A 19109-nucleotide genomic window follows, 5' to 3' on the forward strand; every position below is an offset into this window, starting at 1 on the left:
CTACCTTGCGATTGACGGCAGGAAGGTCGCGATCTGCGGGAAGGAAAACACCATGATGAGCCCGATCCCGAGCGCGACGATATAGGTGGTGACACCCCGGAAAATATCCGTGAGTTTCACCTGCGGCAGAACCGACTTCACCACAAACACGTTCATGCCGATGGGTGGCGTGATCAAGCCGATCTCGGTAACAAGCACCACGATGATGCCGAACCAGATCATGTCGACACCGGTGGCGTACAGCGCCGGCAGGAACACCGGCACCAGCAACACGACAATGCCGATTGTTTCAAACACCATCCCCATAAGCAGTGCAATCAGGCAGATGAAGGCGACAAGCTCCGCGGGCGAAAACGCGGCTTCTTCGACAAAATCCAGCAGATCGTAGGGCATTCCCGAAAGATTGATGAATTGGGTAAAGACCACGGCTCCGAAAAGGACGATGAAGATCTTCGCGGTTGTCATGGCTGCCTCGACGAGACATACGCGCAGCGCGCTGACCGTACGCAAATACCCGCGCAGCGCCGCGATGACTGCGGCTCCAAAGGCGCCGATCCCCGAGGCTTCCGTGGCGGTGAAAATGCCGCCGTAAATACCACCCAGGACAATTGTGAACAGAACCAGGACCGGCAGTGTACCGCGTATCGCCTTGCGTTTCCTTTCTTTCGCAAGGTCGGCTGCCTCCGGCGCAGAGGCCGGGTCGATTCGAACCATGACGGCAACCGCCAGCAAAAACAGCAGGATCAGGAGCATTCCCGGCAGAATGCCTGCAATGAACAGAAGGCCGATATCCTGTTCGGCAACGATGCCGTAGATCACCAGTGGAACAGATGGCGGGATCATGATGCCAAGCGTACCGCCGGCGGCAATCGTTCCCGCTGCGAGACGGTCGGAATAATTGTAGGCCTTCATCTGAGGCATCGCGACTTTCGACATGGTCGCTGCAGTTGCCAAAGTGGAGCCGCAGACAGCGGAGAACCCACCGCAGGCCAATACCGTGGCGAGCGCAAGACCGCCCCGGAATTTCCCGAGTGCGGCATAAGCGGCGTCATAGAGATCGCTGCTGATATCGGACCTGTAGATGAACACGCCCATCAGGACGAACAGCGGAATGACGGAGAGATTGTAGTTCTGGGCGTCCTCAGTCACCTGCTGGGCGACCATTGTGAGTGACGCGGTCCAACCGCGCTCAAACGCAAATCCGACAAAGCCCACGAACAGCGTCGCAAAGCCGACGCGGAAGCCGTAAAAACACAACGCGAGAAGCGCGGCAAATCCGATCAGTGCCGTGGTCATTCGCTGGAGCCTGCTGCTGATTTCTTCAAATTGAGAATCTTGAGCGCGACGCCTGCGACCTGCGACACCACGCTGATGACCGCAAAGACGGCGATCGTCGCCGTGACGTAGTAGAGCGGCATCTCGAGGACGACCGTAAGTTTCTGGAGCGTATAGGATTCCCACGCGTGCTCGAACAGAACGACGGCGATCAGAGCCATGCAGAATACCGAGAAGATCTGGATCGTGATTTCGTAGACAAAGGGTGTCATCAGTCGCTTGATAGGGGGTTCGAACAACTCAACCGTGATGTGATCGTCGCGCGCATTGATCACTCCGAGACCGGAGAAGATTGCGAGCGCGAGTAGTGCGGAGATAATTTCCGTGCCGCCGAAGATGGGACTGTGAAAGACATATCTTCCGATTACATCTGCAAAGGTCAGCAGCATCATGATCAGGATCACGATCCCCGAGATGTTCTCGAGTATCGTGATCGCTGTCGCGAGCAACGACCTGACGATGCCCTTCTTTTGGGGCGCTTCGCTCATTGCGAGAGTTCCGCGGCCCGCGCCTGATAATGATCAAGTGCTGCCTGACCATCTATTCCAGCCTCGGATGCCTTCGAGAGCCATGCCTCCGTGATCGGTTCTGCAGCTTTCATCAATGCGGCTTCCAGCGCGGGGTCGGCCGTGTATTCGACGATGCCCAGTTCTTGAAACGAACCACGGACCTCATCATGGACACTGTCCCAAAGCCCGGCAGCGACTTTTCCAATCGTGTCCTGGGAAATGGCGTGGATGGCTTCCTGGTCCTCCGGAGAGATTTCCGCCCACTTGTCCTTGTTCACGAAGAATGAAAACGTCGTTGTATACATGGGCTGCGACACACGGGTCACCGATTTGGAGTAGGGCAATACCTGAAATGCCTTCAGACCGTCACCGCTCAGTCCCATGTGACTGTCGACGACACCGTTTGCGATCACTTCATTCGACTGAACCGCGGGCGTTGCCACAACGCCTGCGCCGAGTTCCTTGGCGATGTTGGCCAGCGGTCCCGGCAATGCCCACATCTTGCGGGACTGGAAATCCTCCAACGTCACGATCGGCGTGTCCGTGCCGGAGTAGATGTCTCCCGGTGTGATGACCCATTGTGAGAGAAGTTCGACGGTATCGAATTCGTCCGGATAAAACTTCTTGTTGGTTTCCCAGGCCGCATCCGTCATCGCGATACTGTTGCGAGTTCCGGAAAATGGCTGCATGGCCGTCAATGCTCCGGTCACGCGATTTCCGATCAGTCCGTTGAACTGAACCGCGGCATCCACGAGCCCCTTTTCGACGGATGCAAGCTGTTCTGGCGGCGGCGCCACCGACTTCGGCGGGATGTTTGCCGTTACGCGCCCTTCGGTCACGCGTTCCACTTCTTCGATCCAGCCGGGAAGAACCTTGGTGCAGACAAAATGCTGCGGTGGCCAAAAGCAATTGACGATCAACCGGGTCTTGGCGACTGCCGCTTCGGGTAATCCGACGGCCACCGTCGCGGTCGCGAGTGATATCGCGGCTAGATGAAGTTTCATATGTCTCCTCCCTGAATGAGCGGATATTTTTTGTCGATTTTCTACGCTCACCTAGATGTTTGACGAAAAAAACATATCCGTCTAATACTTATTTGATACAACATTATGTGAAATTGATATGTTTATTGATCCACGTCATCTTGAACAGCTTGCCGTCATTGTTGAGTCGGAAACGCTGCAGGAGGCCGCTGAAAAGATCGGCACGTCGCAACCGGCTTTGAGCCGGATGATCAAGGCGCTCGAGGAACGTTCCGGAACGCTGTTGTTCGACCGGGACAGCAAACCGCTTAAGGCGACGCACGTCTGTCGGGAACTTGCCAGTCAGGGCAAGGCAGTGCAGTCGGCACAGCGCAGAGCCGAGGAATGCGTTCAGCTTGCGGGGCAGGGGATGGTCGGATCCCTCAAGCTGGGCGTGCCGCCCTTTCTGTGCCGAAGACTGGTTTCCGAGGCGGTGGCGAGTTTCGTGTCGGAACGATCGACCGCCCATATTGAACTCATTCCCGACTATCACGCGGGCTTGCAGCAGCGGCTGATCCAGAATGTCATCGACGTCATTGTTGCTCCGTCAAAATTTGTCGATCACAACAATGCCGAATTTGCGCTCGAACCCTTGTTTGAGGATTCAAATGTCATCGTCGGGCGCGCCGAACATCCCCTCTTCCGCAAGAAGCAGATTACGGGAAAGGACCTGTCTTCCGTTACCTGGATCGGTCACTCAGACAGTAGTATTTTAAGGTATGACATGGAAACCGCATTGAAGCTGATGGGTGTTCAGCGCTTGCATCTGGCCTTTCAGAGCGGTTCGGCGGACGCGATCGTGGAAGTCCTGCGACATACGGATCTCTTGACTGTTCTGCCGCGATACGCGATCCGGGCCGATGGCAGCGATGGACTTGCAATCGCACCTGTCGTGCTGCCCAATTCCGTCCAGGTTATCTGTATCATAACCTACGCAGGGCGCGAAGAAAGCGAGCTGATGCGCGATTTCAAGCAACATCTTCGAAGACACATAGCGGCAGAAACGCGCGAGACCGTTTTTAGGTCTTAGTGCTGATCCCGCTCGGACCGGTTTTTTGCGGCGACCGGGATTCAGACGGTTTCCCGAAGTCCCTCACTGTCACGGCGAACCGCTTTTGAACGGGAATGTGCTCCGATAACCTGTGAGACGAGGCGCTGCAACTTTGCGCAACACGCGTTCAGGTCATACCGCCTGACAATCATTTTTCGCGCTTCTGACCGCAACGGTTGAAACTTTTCGGGTGCGTGGAGCGCTTCCTCAACCCTTTCGGCGAATTCATCGACATTCCAGAAGTCTACAAGGCGGCCGTTGTGACCGTCCTTGACCACCTCGCGTACCGGCGGTGTGCTGGATGCAATGACGGCGGCACCACAGGACATGGCCTCCAGGAAGGACCAGGACAAGACAAAGGGATAGGTCAGATAGACGTGTGCCGCCGATACCTGAAACAGGCGTATCAATTCGCGGTGTGGAATCTGACCAAGGAAATGCATGCGGTCCGGCGCGAGGTTTGTCTCGTCCTCAAGCAGCTTGCGCCAGCTGGCAGCCTGTCCCGGTCCGCTCCCGTAGCTGACACCATCACCGCCTGCCACCACGAAGCGAGCACGGGGGATCCGTTTTGCAACGAGGGCGGCCGCGCGCATGAATTGCGGAAAACCCCGATAGGGTTCCAGGTCGCGCGCCGCGAACGTCACGACGGGATCACCGGCGCTCAGAAGATTTCCGTCCGGGAGCCGAAAAGTTGCCAACGGATCGGGGCGCGCACGGCCCGTGTCGATACCTTCGTGCTGTACAATGATCTTTGAATGATATTCGGACGGGTATCTGTTTTTTTGCCATCGGGTCGGACTGATGCCGTAGTCCATCTGATCGAGTGTGGACAGCTGAACGGCATTGCGCAATCGGAGCGTTTGCCGTTGGGCGAGATCGATGTTTTCCGACGGCGCAAACCCGACATCACCACCTTCTGGCTGGAAAAAGTACTCGCAAAACCCGATCATCGGAGTGTCGGGGAGCGCGTCCTTCACGAACATCATGCCGCCCCAGGCGATGTGTCCAAGCACCAGGTCAGGCGTATTTCCGTGCGCGGAAAGCCGATGGAGGATTTCGGCAACCCGGCGCCCGGCTTCGATATAGGGAACCGAGGTGTCTTTCCGGCCCGAGGGGGAGGCGCGCGGTGTGTCACCGTTGCCGTAGCGAAGCACCCGCAGACCCGGGACGGGTCTGTCGATGCTTTCGCAAATCAGGGTTACGGTCCAGCCATCAAGAATGAGGCGCCGGGCAATATGAACGAATTGCCCGGGACCGTGCCGGTGCACGAAAACGATATGCATTTTGGGCGGTCTCTGGTCAGAACCCGTTGGTGCCCAACCGGCCGTTGCGCTGCTGGAGATCGGTTGCCCAGATCACTTCCAGTTTGCGCAGCAAGGCAAACGTCTCTTCGAGGGCCATCCGGTCGCGTTCGTTGCGCACGATCTGAGCCTGGTTGACCTCGTCTGCAGCCTTGATGGCGTTGCACAGGTCTCTTCCCTTGTCGGTCAACCGAATGCGCGCTGAGCGCCTGTCTCTGGCGGACGCGGTTCGATCCACGTATCCCGACTGAACGAGCTGTTTAAGGCTGTAGGAGGCGTTCGATCCGAGATAGTGCCCTCGATCCATGAGATCGCGCACGGACAGATCGTCATCGCCAATCGTGAAGAGAAGCATCGCGTGTGACGGAGAAATGTCATCGGCACCGATCCTGATCAGATCGACGCGCAACCGGTCCAGATAGCGCCGGTACATTCTTTCAATCACGCGGACGAGTTCGAAGTGGTTTGCGTGAGCGTAGGGGTTAATTTCGGCGCTCATGTCCGACTCCGCTACATCATATGTATTATTTTCAACCTTTGGTTTAGGGATGTCGATCCGACCGTTGATTTGTTGTGGTGCATCAGTGAAGATTTTGTGCATATGCCCCTAACTCCCACCAAATTTCGAACTAAATTCGAAACAATTTCATTACCGGGTTGCTCCTTGTCTTAGCGGGGTTTCCGTTTTTTATTTATATTTTTATCTTTTGCATGGGAAAGAATCGCGTGCCACAATTAAATCCCAAACTTCATCCAACTTAGTCTACAAACCTTCATCATTTATAGGGAAAAGATGTGTCGTTTTCTAGGCAATTACTAATTTTTTTCGCACGTGCGAACTCGTCTTTGGGTTGAATGTTTGGAGAATGATGCATGGTTGATCAGGCAAAACCTGCCGCAAACGACCCGTCCAGTCTGGTTCGGGAGGCCCGCAAGACCTTTGCAACTGGTTTGATGGTGGCAGCAATCCTGAGCGGTTTTATCACGCTTTTACAGCTCACTGCGCCTCTTTTCATGCTCCAGGTGCACGACCGGGTTCTGAACAGTCAGAGCCTCGACACGCTGGGTATGCTGGTCATAATCGCGGCCGGTGCACTCACGCTTTACGGCATTCTGGAATTCATTCGCAGCCAGATTTTTCAAGTCATGGGTACCGAACTCGTCCGCCGCCTTAACCACATGGCGATCGAAGCCGGAGTGAAATCTTCGCTCGAAAGGGGCGGCAGCCTGGCGTCCGAAGTGCTCCGGGACCTCAATGACCTGCGCAGTTTCGTGACCAGCAACGCAATCAGCGCTCCGCTGGAAGCACTCTGGGTGCCTCTGTTTCTTGCAGTCCTCTTTATCCTGCACCCGCTCTACGGGCTGCTGGCCATCATCTCGGCGTTCGTTCTTATCGGACTGAACCTAATCTCCGATATGGCGACCCGATCGCTCTTGAAAGAAGCGAACTCCGCAAATGTCGAGAATGTCGCGACGATGGCATCGACGCTGAGGCACGCGGAAACGATCGAGGCAATGGGGCTCATGCCTGCGCTCGCGCGGCGCTGGCGCAAGAAGCAGATCCATGCAAGCGAGCTGATGGCACATGGCAGCAGGCGCGGCAAGGCGATCCATGCGCTGACCCGCAGTCTGCGCTTCGGCATGCAGATCGCCGTTCTCGCCCTTGGTGCTGACCTTGTGATCCAGGGGCAGGTAACGGCCGGGACCATGATTGCCGCAAGCATCATCACCGGACGCTTGCTCATGCCATTTGACAACATGACCGAAAACTGGAGGCAATGGGTGTTCGCCTTCACGGCTTGGGGCCGCGTTCGCGACATCCTTGAGAATCATTCCTCCATTCGTCAGGCAATCCCGACACCGCCGAGCCAGGGGCCGCTCAAGGTCGACAAACTCGTCTTTGCCGCGCCCAACGCACCAGTGCCTGTCATCAAAGGCATTTCCTTTACGCTTGAGCCGGGAGATGTTCTGGGCGTCGTCGGCCCTTCGGCGGCTGGTAAGTCGACACTTGCCCGCCTTTTGGTCGGAGCCTTGCAGCCCACCACCGGCGGCGTGTTTCTGGATGGTCACAATGTCTATCTGTGGGAACGTGCGTCCGTCGGGGCAATGATCGGTTATCTGCCGCAATCCGTTTCCCTTCTCGATGGAACTGTGCGCGAAAACATTGCCCGGATGTACGAGGCCGATCCGCAGATGGTGATCGATGCGGCAAGATCGGCAGGGGTTCATGAAATGATAGGCCGGATGCCTCTCGGCTACGATACGCCTGTGGGCGACAACAAATTCACGTTGTCCGGCGGCCAGAAACAGAGGGTTGCGCTTGCGCGGGCTTTGTTCGGGCGTCCCAGATTGCTGGTCCTGGACGAACCCAATGCAAACCTCGACACTGAAGGAGAAGTTGCGCTTCTGAGAGCCATTTCAAGCGCGAAGGAAGACGGTGCGATCGTGATCGTTATCGCTCACCGACCGGCCATCATGGAGGCCGCCGACAAGATCCTGGTTCTTGAGGACGGGCGTATCAGCCAGTTTGGTGAAAGAACCGAAGTCGTGAGCAGTATTTCAAGGCGATTGCCGGCCCCGGCGGCGAATCGCTCCTTACCGTCGAGCGGAGAAGTCGCATGACGTCCCAACCTGATATTCCTTCAAACGAAACGGACAAGCAGCTTGCCGAAGTCGCAAAGACACCATTTTGGCAGCAGCCCGAAAGTCTGGAGGACGACACGGCGCCAAGTCTCCGCGGGCCACTGATTGCTGCCGCAGTCGCGGTTGTCATCGGTTTCGGAGGCTTTTTGCTCTGGGGGTTCACTGCCGACCTCGACAGTGCAGCGGTTGCGACCGGGAAGGTCGTCGTCGACAGCAAGCGCAAGACGATCAGTCATCTCGAAGGTGGTATTTTGCGGCGCCTGCTTGTCAATGAAGGCGACTTCGTCAAGGCCGGGCAGGCGCTGGTCGAACTCGATGCAACGCGTGCGCGCGCGGAACTGGCACAACTACGCGGAAAGAGGATAAGCCTTTTGGCGACGCTCGCGCGGCTCAGATCCGAACGAGACCTCAAAGACAAGATTGAAATGCCTTCCGAACTTATGGAAAGCGATACCTCGACGGTTTCTGACGTGATGGCGGCCGAGGAACGGTTTTTCGAGAAACGCCGCCGTGTCTATGAGGGAAAGGTCGCGTTTCAGCAGAAGGAAATCGAGCAATTCGTGGCGCAGGTCGAAGCTGCCGAAGCTCAGATTGAATCAAACAAGCATCGCCAGTTGTTGCTCGAGGAACGGGTGGATGCGCTGAGCGGACTGGAGAAAAAGGGCTTCACGTCGAAGGCCATGCTGAGCGACGTGCAGCTGGAGCTGAGCGAACTCATCGGCGATGGCGGCGAACTTGCCGCTGAAAAGGCGAAATCGGAAAAAGCCAAACAGGGCGCGGAAGTGGCGTTGCTCCAGGCCGAACAGGAACTCCAGAGCGAAATTGCAAGCGAAATCCTGGATGCGCAGCTGGAACTGAATATCACCAACGAACAGATCATTTCGGCCAAGGACGTGCTCGACCGCCTTGTGGTCTACGCACCGCAGGGTGGGATTGTATACGACATCGAGATGCGGACGCCCGGAGGAGTCGTCGAGCCGGGCAAGGCGATCATGGATATCGTACCGCAGGATGAGAAGATGCTTGTTGAGGTTCGCATGAACCTGAAGGATATCGATCATGTGCGTGTCGGTTCCGAGGCCCGAATCAGATTGACGGCCTATGATCGGCGGAACGTACGCCCGCTCGAAGGCGAAGTGACCTATGTGGCGGCCGATCAGACAGTCGATCAGCAGACGCAGGCAGCCTTCTACGTGGTTCGGGCCGAGGTCAGTCAGGAAGAGCTTTCCAACAATCCGGTTGTTGCGCTTTATCCGGGGATGCCGGCGGAGGTCCTGATTTTGCGCCGTGCCCGAAAGGCGATCGAGTATTTGGTCGAGCCGCTTACGGATAGTTTCAATCGCGCTTTCCGCGAAGACTAGCGGTCTCGGCATCTTTCATAAACTCACGAACTGACCATTTTCATACCGCGCTGCCCTACATTTGTGCAGTGCGGTATAATGTGTACATTGATTTACATGATTTGCCGAAGTCATTTCTAAGTATTGCAAACTTATGCGTGTATGCGGGTTTAGTAGGAATTTAATAACTTAGATTCAAGTATCTGAAAAATAACGGTTAAATTTGTTCACCGCCAAAAATTATTCACTTCCAAACAATAAATTAATTCGAATTTCGATGCAAAAAAGATGTATTAGATTGGTAATTTTGCCTTTTTATTAGAGTAATATCCTCTAAAATACTCATTAAACAAAATATTGCCTTATTTTTTTCACTAATAATCCCTTTGATTCAAGTCGTAAACGTGTATTGTGTTTTTCGCATCGCAAGAAGACGGGGTTTGTGCGGTGCGGGGTGCCGCGGTTTCCGGGGCGTTGTTTAAGTGAGGTAAACTTCAGGAGTAAGCTATGGCCACAATTGAAGGCAGTGCTTTCCAGGATTTCCTAACGGGTACAAGTGCCCAGGATTTCATTTTTGGTCTGGGTGAAGCAGATGTTGTCGTGGGCAATGAAGGCGACGATTTTCTGTTCGGTGGAAAAGGCGGCGATCTGATCGTAGGTGGTGAAGGCGCAGACAAGATTTTCGGTCAGGGTGGCGACGACGTCATTCTGGGCGGAGATGATGCTGACACGATCTTCGGTGGCTCAGGTGCCGACTTCATTCAAGGCGGAGATGGTGGTGACATCATTCTCGGCGGTGAAGGAACCGACGTCATTGACGGCGGTGCCGGCAATGATCTGATGTTCGGTGGTGGAAACCACGACGTTTTCGTATTCACCGGTGGTGGTGGAAACGACATCATCATGGACTTCCAGGTTGGCGATCTGGTTCAGATCTCCTCCAACATCAACAATACCGGTATCGGTTCGGCTGCAGACGTTGCAGACCGCGCGACACAGGTTGGCAACAACACTGTGATCGATCTGGGCAATGGCGACACCGTCACGCTCAACAACATCGATACTGACGACCTGAAGGACAATCCTGAAGGCTTCATTGTTGTAAGCTAACGCGATCTGCTCCGGACGCCCGCCTCCCGGGCGTTCGGGGCGATCTTGTGCCGCCGGTCTGGTCTGCAATCCTGCGCAACGAAGTACTCAAATGCTTGAAACTCTCGGCTCATATGTGGAATCGTCTTTTGATGCGCCGCAGTTTCTGCAGTTGACTCCGGATGTTTATCTGGTTGCCTGGGATCCGCCACATGCGGTCAGCGCAGCGCCGAAGCTCGAGGAGTTGGCGCAAAAAAAATTCTCCGCTATGGCAAGCGTACGGCTCGCCCTTCTCGACGGACGAACAAGAATTTTGTGGGCGCTATCCCTGAAGGAGCCGGCTGACCTGCAACTGAAGCTCACCGCAGGCTCGATAGGGTCCGGCGCAGAGCTCCAGGTCAAGGCCGATGAATCCGTCGATGCTGTCGACCCTTTCTCCCTGACAAACGGCCTGAGCCAGAACGCTTGCGCTGTGCTCGTTACCACAATCCTGAGCACCTGGTCGGGAATGTTCAAGCTTGCACGGTCTCGCAGTTTCGTTGGATTTGCAAAGAAGCTGCTGCATTCCGTCAATGATACACCGCCGGTCGCCGACTGCGTCGCCTCTGTCGGTGAAACAAGAATACTCGAGACCTTCCTGAACAGCGAATGTGTGGACATTACCTCGGCGGTCCTGATTGGCGACGCGGGTATCACACGGCTGGAAACCGATTTTTTCAACACGCTTTATAACAGTGGAAAGAGCCGGCTGTTCATCGGCGTCGCTGACATGCGGCAACCTCCATCCAAGAGTTACCTGGTCCTGTCCGGACCATGGGGGCTTGCGATCAGACGGCTCGAAACAGGCAATACGGAGCGTTCGCTTGGCGCCTGGTGGGCGGCGAACGCGCGAAAACTTCCTGAAGTGCGCGACTTCATCATCACCCGGTTCGGCGCACGTACGCAGACCACACAGGCCGCCGTCCGCGACTTGCAGCTTTCCGAGCCGATGCCGGCGAAAAGACATGGAACACTTGGCGAAACCGCTGCATTTTGCGCCGTCGAAACAGCGCTGGCCGTTGACAGTGGTGTCCTCGTAGGGGGGTGGATGCGCGACCCGGGCAAAGCCTACAGTGAACTTGCAATCCTGACTGGAGACGATGAGCAAGTCGCACTTGATCTACACACCTTCGACGGCGTATTGCCGGAGGCTCAGGGCGGCTTTGCCATCAAAAGATTTGTCGCATTTGCACCGACCGGGAAGACGCTCACAAACCATATTCAACCGCGTTTCAAACTCACTTTGGCATCGGGAGAGCGCACCGCACTTGTGCCGCCGCCACAGCCTAGCGACGCCGTGGAAAGCCGAGCGGGTGCGCTTGCGGTCGTGCCACCCAGGCATGCCACGGACCGTGTCGTCTCCGAATGCCTTGCGCGCCCATTTGCCGACCTGCAGGATCGTTTCAGACGTCAAGTTGGAGCGCCTTCCGAAATAGTCATTGGCAAGCCGATTGGTCATCCGGTCGTCTCGATCGTGATCCCGCTCTACAAGGTCTACGAGTTCATCAAGCCGCAACTTGCGGCCTTTGCCGCCGACCGTTGGCTCGCCGAAAACGCCGAGATTGTTTTTGTGCTCGATTCTCCTGAGCAGGCGGCGCATGTCGAAGACCTTTTGATCGGTTTTCATCTTCTTTACGGGTTGTCTTACCGGCTCGTCGTCATGGAGCAGAACGGAGGCTATGCACTGGCGTGCAACGCTGGTGCGTCCAGGGCACGCGGGCGGTACATCGCCATGATCAACTCCGACGTTGTGCCGCTGGAAAACGGCTGGCTGGAACAACTGTGTGCCTGCCTCATGATGGATGAGCAGGTCGGAGCCGTTGGTGCGAAGCTTCTTTATGCGGATAATGCCATTCAGCATGCAGGGCTGAAGTTTATCCAGGACGAGAAGAAACGCTGGTTCAATCACCACTATTTCAAAGGGTTCCCAAGGCACTTCCCGCAAGCGAGTACCTCCCGCGAGGTGCCGGGGGTCACGGGCGCATGCCTTGTTATGTCACGGGAAGACTTCGAGAAGGCCGGCGGCTACACGACGGATTTTATCATCGGCGACTATGAAGACAGTGATCTTTGCCTGAAGCTCAGAAGCAGCAACAAGAAGATTTACTATCTAGGCGATGTCGAACTCTATCACTTCGAACGCGTGTCCATAAACAAGAATGGAGATTATACGCGTGGCGTTGCTTCTCAATACAATCGGTGGCTTCAACAATACAGGTGGGGACAGGAAATAATGGATGTGATGTCCGCAATCGGAGTGCGTGATGGAGTGCAGAGCGTATGAATTCTCCGGTTGTCATAGAAGATGCCGTTCGGCTCAAACCTGCTCCACTCGGCGGCGAGCGGCTTGCTCTGCTGCAAAAGACGATCGGCCGCAATCGGTTCCTGCCGATCCCGCCACAGGAAGAGAATTTTGTCGGAGATGGCGATTATCTCGCCATCGGAATCGAATTTCTCGGACACTTCATCGAGCTCGGCGGATTGCAGGAGCAAGAGCGTGTTCTTGATATCGGTTGCGGGATCGGCCGCATGGCCGTTCCGCTCACGCAGTATCTCGATCCGGAAAAGGGGCACTATACGGGCATCGACCCGGCGTCTCCCGGTATTCAATGGTGCACGCGGAACATTCGATCCGCTTATGAGAACTTCCGTTTCATGCACCTCGATATCGCGAATGATCTCTACAATCCCAACGGTCATCTGCCCGGAACGGAGATCGCGCTTCCCTTCGCAGAAGGGTCCTTTGACTTCGCCATCATGACCTCAGTGGTTACTCATTTGCCGGCAAATGAGATCGAGCCCTATTTCCGTGAGATCGCAAGACTGCTTGCACCTGGCGGACGGCTGTTCGTGTCGGCATTTGTCATGGAACCTGAGAGCCAGCGCAACGCCCAAAACCTTACGCCGCGGATCCAGTTCCAGCGTCATGGAGAGGGGCCGGCCTGGTATGCCGATGCGCAGGCGCCGCTTGCTGCGGTCGCATTTGACGACGGATTTCTCGATGCCTGCTTGCAGGCCACCGGGTTCGACATTGCCTTGAAAAAACTCGGACATTGGCGCGGTCAGACAGGCAGCCGGCATTACCAGGACTTCTTTGTTGCCGTGAAATCGGCGCGGGGTCGTGCCGAATGAAGGTTCTGGTCGTCGCGCATAACCATCCCGATCTGCACCCGGGAGGCACAGAGACCGTCGCACTGGAACTGTCCAAGGCGTATCGGGACGCGGGACATCAGGCGCTCTTTGTCGGTGCAACAAACCATCTGCACCGCGAGCCGCATCCAGGTACAAGTTTCCAGGCGATAAGCGACAGTGGTGACGAACTTCTGATGTGGGCCGGTCATTTCGACCGTTTCAACATGAGCCAGATAGATCTTCGAGCCTTCGTTCCGGATATGACCGCACTGCTGGAGAGCTTTCGTCCGGATGTCGTGCACATCAACCACTTGATCCTTTTCGGCGTCGAACTGCCGGTGCTTATCCGCCGCGTTCTGCCTGACGTGCGCATCGTCATGACGCTTCACGATTATTATGCGATCTGCGCGAATGACGGTGTCCTGATGAAAAATGCCGATGAGCCGTGCGCGGCAATGGGCCCCGGCGGATTGTGCAACTGCATCGAGGCGGCAAAGCCCAACGACATGCGTCTTCGCGAGCGCTTTATCAAGACACATCTTGAAGCCGTCGATCAGTTCGTCGCTCCCAGCAGCTTCCTGCGAGAGGTCTATATCCGATGGGGTCTTCCGGCGGACAAGATTTCGATCATCCGCAATGGCCGGCCAGAGGTTCCACAGGCACCAAACAGGGCCGGAGATGATGATCCCAAACGGGTATTCGGCTTCTTCGGCAATCTGACCCCGTGGAAAGGTATCGAGGTGCTGCTGCGCGCTGCTGAACTTCTGATCGACAGGGAAGTCGACTTCGAAGTTCGCGTACATGGCGGTGCGCCATTCCAAAGTCCGGAATTCGTCGAGCGGATTGAAAAGCTGTTTGCGGCGACGGCTCCGAATGTCATCCGACATGGACCTTACAAGCCGCATGACGTGCCGGATCTCATCAGTGCGGTTGACTGGGTCGTCGTGCCGTCAGTCTGGTGGGAAAACGCACCTTTGGTGATTGCCGAGGCGCAGCAGCATGCGCGTCCGGTGATCACATCCGGTGTTGGTGGAATGGCCGAAGCCGTGAAAAACGGCGTCGACGGATTGCATGTTCGCAGGAATGATCCGGCGAGCCTTGCTGCAGCAATGAGAAACGCTGCGGATGACGTGACGCTATACCGGAAGCTGTCCGCCAAAACCCAAAAACCTCCGACCGTTACGCAGGTGGCGGATCAGTATCTTCAATTGTTCGCCGGCAAGGCCCAAACCGCAAGCGACCCCGCAGCCTAGCGAGACCGACATGACCGCAGCAAAGCTGGAAAACAGAGCTGAAAATTCCGAAGCTGACAAGAGTGAGGTCCCCAAGATCCAGGGACGCGTGGACGCGTTCGAAAACGGACGGCTGCTTGGCTGGGCATGGGACGCCGCCAATCCCGACGACCGTATGACCATTCACGTCTTTCATGACGGTGAACGCGTCATGAGCAAACTTGCAGATACAAAGCGCATTGACCTGCAGCGGAACGGCATCGGCGACGGCGGTTATGCATTCGATCTCCAGCTTCCGCAGGCCGCCGCTTCGGCGCCGGAAGGCCTGTCGGTTGTGGCGGAGTCGCCGAAGGATGGCGTCCAACTGAAATTGCCGCGGCCGAGCGCGGAAGAACGCGCCGCTGAAGCCGCGATCGCTTTGCCGCTCTCCATCGTGATGAAAAAGCTCGACCGGGTGATTTCGATCCAGGGGCAAAGCGCGCTTGGCCAGAGGGATGCCACCGAACTCCTGAAGAAGACGACCAGCCGCATCGATGAGCTCGCATCAACCGAGGGCGAACTTGGCGAAGCACTGAAGATACTGAAGAACGGCCAGGGTGACCTAGCGCAACGCGTCAAGGAACTCGAGGTCTTCCTGTTGCGCTTCGACACGACGCTCAAGGGGTTTGACGATCGACTGATTGCGTTGGGAGACCGGCACAAAAACAATCTCAAGGTTCATTTGCTGTTGCTTGCCGTTCTGCTCGGATTTGTCGGCGGTATGGTCTTTGCCGCCGCCGGTGGTTTGTGGAGCTAGGAGATGGAGCCGGTTGTCACTCTTGATGGCGCGCAGAAGCTTCCGGACGCTGGACTGGAACGCAAAAGCGCGTCGTCCGGTGCACCTGGCCAGCCCCAGCCGGTGCTGCCTCTCGATGGCCGCAGCGTTGTGTGTACAGCCATTGATCGGGACACTGTGCTGATCGCCGGTATTGGCGACAGCTTCGCACCACATCTTCAGGCGATCCTCAATGAAAGTGCGAAAGACACGGTCCCGTGTACGGTCCTCTCCCTTTCGGGAAAAACCAAGGGCGGCACCGGCCAGGTGCCGTTTGTTGCCGTTCTCTTCCTGCAATCGATTGCGGTGCCGAAACTCGAAAGAGTGACGATCCGAAGCAAGGGACATTCGCATCCCTATTCGGTCAAATACGGACCGGTGGCCTTCGAGGAGTTCCTCGGACTGGTCGCTGCAGCGGCCGCCCAGACGGAAACCGGTGTCGTCGATCTTCTGATCGATACCTTTTTTTCCGGGAAGGCCGACATCAAAAACCAGCAAGTTGCCGCAAAACTCCTTGGTCAGGTTGCCCGCCGAGACGGGTTTATCGAGATGCTGGGCCGGTTCGACGAGGGCGACTTTTACATGCAAGGCTGGTCGAAAGACCTGCCTGCGGGCAGCAATCGTGTCTTCCTGTTCGACGGCTCGCTAAAGGTCGCCGACCTTTCCTGTTGTCTCTTTGAACGGAAGGACACAGGCGGCAAGGCTTCGGGATTTGCCGGGATACTCGATCTGAATGACGGCCTGCCGTCCGCACCGGTACGAAGCCTTTTTTTCAGGGGGCGCAGCGGGTGGAACAAGGTCGACGTCCACGAAAGAGGAACAGTATCGGGCGCGCGTGCGCTGCCAGGCCTTATTCGTGCACTTCTTCCAAGACTGAACGCTGCGGGTGGATCCCGAGCCAAACTGGAGGCATCGACTCATCGGTTCGATGGCCGCGAAACGGTCAGCGAACTCGATGTTCCGGTCCGCGTCGGACTGGATTTTTGTGCCGCAGCCGATCCGGACGGTGTTGTCCTTTCCGGATGGTTGTTGAACCCCGAGGATCACGTGGAGGCGGTCTATCTGCGCTCAGGGAGCGCCTCGTCGAGACTGGACAATGCGTGGACACCGCAGAAACGGCCCGACGTCTCCGAGGCATTCGAGGATCTTTCACCGTTCCTGGAAGGCGCCTCCGGGACGCACCGCCATGGATTTCTCGTCTTCGTCCCCGGGATGGTCGGGAGCCAGGGCGAGATACCTTATCTCGAGGTTGTTCTGAAAGACGGACGTTCGGCCTATGCGCCACTTGCGCTTGGGCGAACGACGCTGCGATCGGCCCTGCGCCGTCTCGTGGCTGGACTTGATCCGGCCATCGCGTCCGAGACCGATATCATTGACCGCCAGTTCCTGCCTCTCTTGAGCGGTGTGGAAGCTGCCCGGCCATCGATCGAAAAGACAATCGATATCGGAACCGTGCCCGAGACAGCCACGAGAACAATTGTTGTCGGTCTCGATGATGCGATTGAAAAAGTCAGGACGCTTATACCTGTTCTTGCGCTCGATCCGTTCCTACGCGGAACGGCCGTTGTTCTGTCGGCGCGCTCGTCTGATCTGGCCGGCCAGCTTCAGGAAATCAAACGGCTTGCCGCGTTTTACAATTTGCCCGTCAGGGCCGTTGCGGGGGGCAATGTCGAAGACAAGCTGGACGCCCTCCAGATCGGCCTGGAAGCAGTGCATTCGGAAACCGTGATCTGCCTGAGTTCGAGTGTGATACCGCTTGCGCCCGGATGGCTCGAGCCACTCGTTTCAAAGTTCGAGAGCCAGGAAAGCCGCTGCCTGGTTACACCGACAATTCTTTACGAAGATGACACGATCCGTTGGGCGGGGACCTGGATCGACAAGGATGCCGGTGACCTTGTCGTCAAGCAGCACTATGTCGGATATCCGCGCAGGACACTGATGGGTGCTGAAAGCTGTGAAGTCGTTGCGGCGACGTTCGACTGTTGCGTCCTGCCAAAAGACGCATTGTCCGAAGCTGGCGGGTTCGCCCGTCACTATCTGGGCACCGACGAGAAAGGTATGGACGCGACCCTGAAACTGCGCGCTGCCGGACTGAAGTCCTATTGGGTTCCGCAAGTTGAAATGGTTCACCCCGAAGACGGCCACGGGAGCGAGCGGTTGTGGCACAAGCTGGTCAATCAGCACGACAAGAAGCAGTTCGAACGTCTTTGGCAACCCGCACTCGCAGATTTGAGGGAGGGAGCATCATGAGCACTGCTGCTTCCTCGCAGGAGCGTTCTCCAAACGAAACCTTGCGGGTTCTCGTGATCTCACACGGTCATCCCGATCTGTCTCTTGGCGGTGCGGAAGTTGCCTCCTACAATCTGCATGCGGGTCTGAAGACGGTATCGGGATCGCAGTCCTTTTTCCTGGCCCGGGTCGGAGACACCTATCCCCGGCACGGCAGGTCAGCGCTTATGGGTGTCGCTGATGCGGAAGATGAACTGCTGTTTCACGCCGACGAATATGATCCCTTTCTGATATCGAACCGCAATACAGGTGACCTGCAATCGGACCTGCGCCGTTTCGCCCGCTCTCTCAATCCGGACGTGGTGCATTTTCACCATTTCATCGGAATGGGACTGGAAGCACTTCATGTCGTGCGTGACACGTTGCCAAATGCGGTCATCGTCGTAACGCTGCACGAGTTTCTCTCCATTTGTCATCACCACGGTCAAATGGTCAAAACGGGAACGCATGCACTTTGCCGCTCAGCGTCGCCGATTGCCTGCCATGGCTGTTTTCCCGAAATTTCACCGGGCACGTTTTTACGCCGAAAGCAATTTGTTCAGTCGATGCTGAATCTTGCGGATGCATTCATTACGCCAAGCCGGTTTCTTGCGGAAAGATATGAGCAGTGGGGTCTTGCGGGCGGCAAGATTTCGGTGATTGAAAACGGCCTGAACGTATCGGAAAAAGCAGCGCCCAGGCGGTTGAAAACGAGCGACGAACGTCGCTCGCGCTTTGCATTCTTCGGGCAAATGACACCCTACAAGGGCGTTGACGTTCTGCTGGATGCTGTCCAGCGCATACCGGAAGCGGTTTGGGGCGACGATACCTCTGTCACGATTTTCGGCGGCAATCTCGAGCGCCAGCCTGAAGCCTTCCGTTACAAGATTGCAGACCTGATCGAGAAGACAGGAGACCGTATCCGGTTCGCAGGTGCCTACCAGAACAAGGACATGCCCTCCCTGATGCGCCAGGTTGACTGGGTCCTCATGCCCTCCGTCTGGTGGGAAAATTCACCCGTTATCATCCAGGAAGCCTTTTTTCACGGAAGGCCCCTGATTTGCAGCGGCATCGGCGGTATGGCCGAAAAGGTGCGCGACGGTGTCGACGGACTGCATTTCCTGGCCTCCAGTCCGGAAGACCTGGCGGATCGAATGACGGAAGCTCTGGAGAACAAGGATCTGTGGGGCACTTTGCGGTCAAACATCGAAGCTCCGCTCGACTACAAGGACTGCGCACAAAAGCACCTTAATTTTTATCGCTCGATCATGGGTACGCGCTATGCCAAGGCACCCGCGCTGCCGGATGATTTCCAAGAGAGCGCATAACGCTTC

The 19109-nt window shown here is 56.4% G+C and carries 15 protein-coding genes; 10 read left to right on the top strand and 5 right to left on the bottom strand.

Annotation, left to right across the window (positions count from 1 at the left end; translation table 11 throughout):
* From Q0915_RS00785 to Q0915_RS00795, 3 genes are read right to left on the bottom strand one after another with little or no spacing between them, the layout of a single operon-like run.
* A complete protein-coding gene (locus Q0915_RS00785; protein WP_299472489.1) occupies positions 1-1296 on the bottom strand; it encodes a TRAP transporter large permease in 1296 nt (431 codons plus the stop codon).
* Positions 1293-1823, bottom strand: a complete 531-nt coding sequence (locus tag Q0915_RS00790; RefSeq protein WP_299472490.1) for a TRAP transporter small permease — start codon at positions 1821-1823, stop codon at positions 1293-1295. The genes Q0915_RS00785 and Q0915_RS00790 overlap by 4 nt, the downstream gene beginning before the upstream one ends.
* The gene (locus Q0915_RS00795; RefSeq protein ID WP_299472491.1) at positions 1820-2848 is read right to left on the bottom strand and encodes a hypothetical protein; all 1029 of its coding nucleotides are present in this window, start codon (positions 2846-2848) and stop codon (positions 1820-1822) included. The genes Q0915_RS00790 and Q0915_RS00795 overlap by 4 nt, the downstream gene beginning before the upstream one ends.
* Positions 2849-2966: 118 nt before the next feature.
* Between Q0915_RS00795 and Q0915_RS00800 the strand changes: the two genes are divergently transcribed.
* On the top strand, positions 2967-3896 hold the full coding sequence (locus Q0915_RS00800) for a LysR family transcriptional regulator (RefSeq protein ID WP_299472492.1): 930 nt from the start codon (positions 2967-2969) through the stop codon (positions 3894-3896).
* 41 nt (positions 3897-3937) lie between these two features.
* Here the strand turns inward: Q0915_RS00800 and Q0915_RS00805 are convergent, their stop codons facing one another.
* On the bottom strand, positions 3938-5200 hold the full coding sequence (locus tag Q0915_RS00805; RefSeq protein WP_299472493.1) for a glycosyltransferase: 1263 nt from the start codon (positions 5198-5200) through the stop codon (positions 3938-3940).
* A 16-nt stretch (positions 5201-5216) separates the two neighbouring features.
* Positions 5217-5717 carry a MarR family transcriptional regulator gene (locus tag Q0915_RS00810; protein ID WP_299472494.1) on the bottom strand — a complete coding sequence of 167 codons (501 nt, stop codon included), beginning with the start codon at positions 5715-5717 and terminating at the stop codon, positions 5217-5219.
* 374 nt (positions 5718-6091) lie between these two features.
* Between Q0915_RS00810 and Q0915_RS00815 the strand changes: the two genes are divergently transcribed.
* The 9 genes from Q0915_RS00815 (at position 6092) to Q0915_RS00855 (ending at position 19103) form a co-directional block, all read left to right on the top strand.
* A complete protein-coding gene (locus tag Q0915_RS00815; protein ID WP_299472495.1) occupies positions 6092-7840 on the top strand; it encodes a type I secretion system permease/ATPase in 1749 nt (582 codons plus the stop codon).
* The gene (locus Q0915_RS00820; protein ID WP_299472496.1) at positions 7837-9222 is read left to right on the top strand and encodes an HlyD family type I secretion periplasmic adaptor subunit; all 1386 of its coding nucleotides are present in this window, start codon (positions 7837-7839) and stop codon (positions 9220-9222) included. The genes Q0915_RS00815 and Q0915_RS00820 overlap by 4 nt, the downstream gene beginning before the upstream one ends.
* A 486-nt stretch (positions 9223-9708) precedes the next feature.
* Complete coding sequence (locus Q0915_RS00825) at positions 9709-10311, top strand: calcium-binding protein (RefSeq protein ID WP_299472497.1); 603 nt, start codon at positions 9709-9711, stop codon at positions 10309-10311.
* 91 nt (positions 10312-10402) lie between these two features.
* The gene (locus Q0915_RS00830) at positions 10403-12613 is read left to right on the top strand and encodes a glycosyltransferase family 2 protein (protein WP_299472498.1); all 2211 of its coding nucleotides are present in this window, start codon (positions 10403-10405) and stop codon (positions 12611-12613) included.
* The gene (locus Q0915_RS00835; RefSeq protein WP_299472499.1) at positions 12610-13461 is read left to right on the top strand and encodes a class I SAM-dependent methyltransferase; all 852 of its coding nucleotides are present in this window, start codon (positions 12610-12612) and stop codon (positions 13459-13461) included. Before Q0915_RS00830 ends, Q0915_RS00835 begins: the two co-directional genes overlap by 4 nt.
* A complete protein-coding gene (locus Q0915_RS00840; protein WP_299472500.1) occupies positions 13458-14714 on the top strand; it encodes a glycosyltransferase family 4 protein in 1257 nt (418 codons plus the stop codon). Before Q0915_RS00835 ends, Q0915_RS00840 begins: the two co-directional genes overlap by 4 nt.
* A 10-nt stretch (positions 14715-14724) precedes the next feature.
* Positions 14725-15489 (top strand): hypothetical protein, encoded by a 765-nt coding sequence (locus tag Q0915_RS00845; protein ID WP_299472501.1) that lies wholly within the window; start codon positions 14725-14727, stop codon positions 15487-15489.
* A 3-nt stretch (positions 15490-15492) separates the two neighbouring features.
* The gene (locus Q0915_RS00850; protein WP_299472502.1) at positions 15493-17757 is read left to right on the top strand and encodes a hypothetical protein; all 2265 of its coding nucleotides are present in this window, start codon (positions 15493-15495) and stop codon (positions 17755-17757) included.
* The gene (locus Q0915_RS00855; RefSeq protein WP_299472503.1) at positions 17754-19103 is read left to right on the top strand and encodes a glycosyltransferase family 4 protein; all 1350 of its coding nucleotides are present in this window, start codon (positions 17754-17756) and stop codon (positions 19101-19103) included. The genes Q0915_RS00850 and Q0915_RS00855 overlap by 4 nt, the downstream gene beginning before the upstream one ends.
* The last annotated feature ends 6 nt before the right edge of the window (positions 19104-19109 follow it).

It is taken from the genome of uncultured Roseibium sp., assembly GCF_947494555.1.
GTDB lineage: Bacteria > Pseudomonadota > Alphaproteobacteria > Rhizobiales > Stappiaceae > Roseibium.

What these genes read in the sequence shown, in the direction of transcription:
- Q0915_RS00800 (WP_299472492.1), top strand. Translation starts at nt 2,967, where the DNA reads ATGTTTATTGATCCACGTCATCTTGAACAGCTTGCCGTCATTGTTGAG.
- Q0915_RS00855 (WP_299472503.1), top strand. Translation starts at nt 17,754, where the DNA reads ATGAGCACTGCTGCTTCCTCGCAGGAGCGTTCTCCAAACGAAACCTTG.
- Q0915_RS00795 (WP_299472491.1), bottom strand. Translation starts at nt 2,848, where the DNA reads ATGAAACTTCATCTAGCCGCGATATCACTCGCGACCGCGACGGTGGCC.
- Q0915_RS00790 (WP_299472490.1), bottom strand. Translation starts at nt 1,823, where the DNA reads ATGAGCGAAGCGCCCCAAAAGAAGGGCATCGTCAGGTCGTTGCTCGCG.
- Q0915_RS00805 (WP_299472493.1), bottom strand. Translation starts at nt 5,200, where the DNA reads ATGCATATCGTTTTCGTGCACCGGCACGGTCCCGGGCAATTCGTTCAT.
- Q0915_RS00835 (WP_299472499.1), top strand. Translation starts at nt 12,610, where the DNA reads ATGAATTCTCCGGTTGTCATAGAAGATGCCGTTCGGCTCAAACCTGCT.
- Q0915_RS00850 (WP_299472502.1), top strand. Translation starts at nt 15,493, where the DNA reads ATGGAGCCGGTTGTCACTCTTGATGGCGCGCAGAAGCTTCCGGACGCT.
- Q0915_RS00840 (WP_299472500.1), top strand. Translation starts at nt 13,458, where the DNA reads ATGAAGGTTCTGGTCGTCGCGCATAACCATCCCGATCTGCACCCGGGA.
- Q0915_RS00785 (WP_299472489.1), bottom strand. Translation starts at nt 1,296, where the DNA reads ATGACCACGGCACTGATCGGATTTGCCGCGCTTCTCGCGTTGTGTTTT.
- Q0915_RS00845 (WP_299472501.1), top strand. Translation starts at nt 14,725, where the DNA reads ATGACCGCAGCAAAGCTGGAAAACAGAGCTGAAAATTCCGAAGCTGAC.
- Q0915_RS00810 (WP_299472494.1), bottom strand. Translation starts at nt 5,717, where the DNA reads ATGAGCGCCGAAATTAACCCCTACGCTCACGCAAACCACTTCGAACTC.
- Q0915_RS00815 (WP_299472495.1), top strand. Translation starts at nt 6,092, where the DNA reads ATGGTTGATCAGGCAAAACCTGCCGCAAACGACCCGTCCAGTCTGGTT.
- Q0915_RS00820 (WP_299472496.1), top strand. Translation starts at nt 7,837, where the DNA reads ATGACGTCCCAACCTGATATTCCTTCAAACGAAACGGACAAGCAGCTT.
- Q0915_RS00830 (WP_299472498.1), top strand. Translation starts at nt 10,403, where the DNA reads ATGCTTGAAACTCTCGGCTCATATGTGGAATCGTCTTTTGATGCGCCG.
- Q0915_RS00825 (WP_299472497.1), top strand. Translation starts at nt 9,709, where the DNA reads ATGGCCACAATTGAAGGCAGTGCTTTCCAGGATTTCCTAACGGGTACA.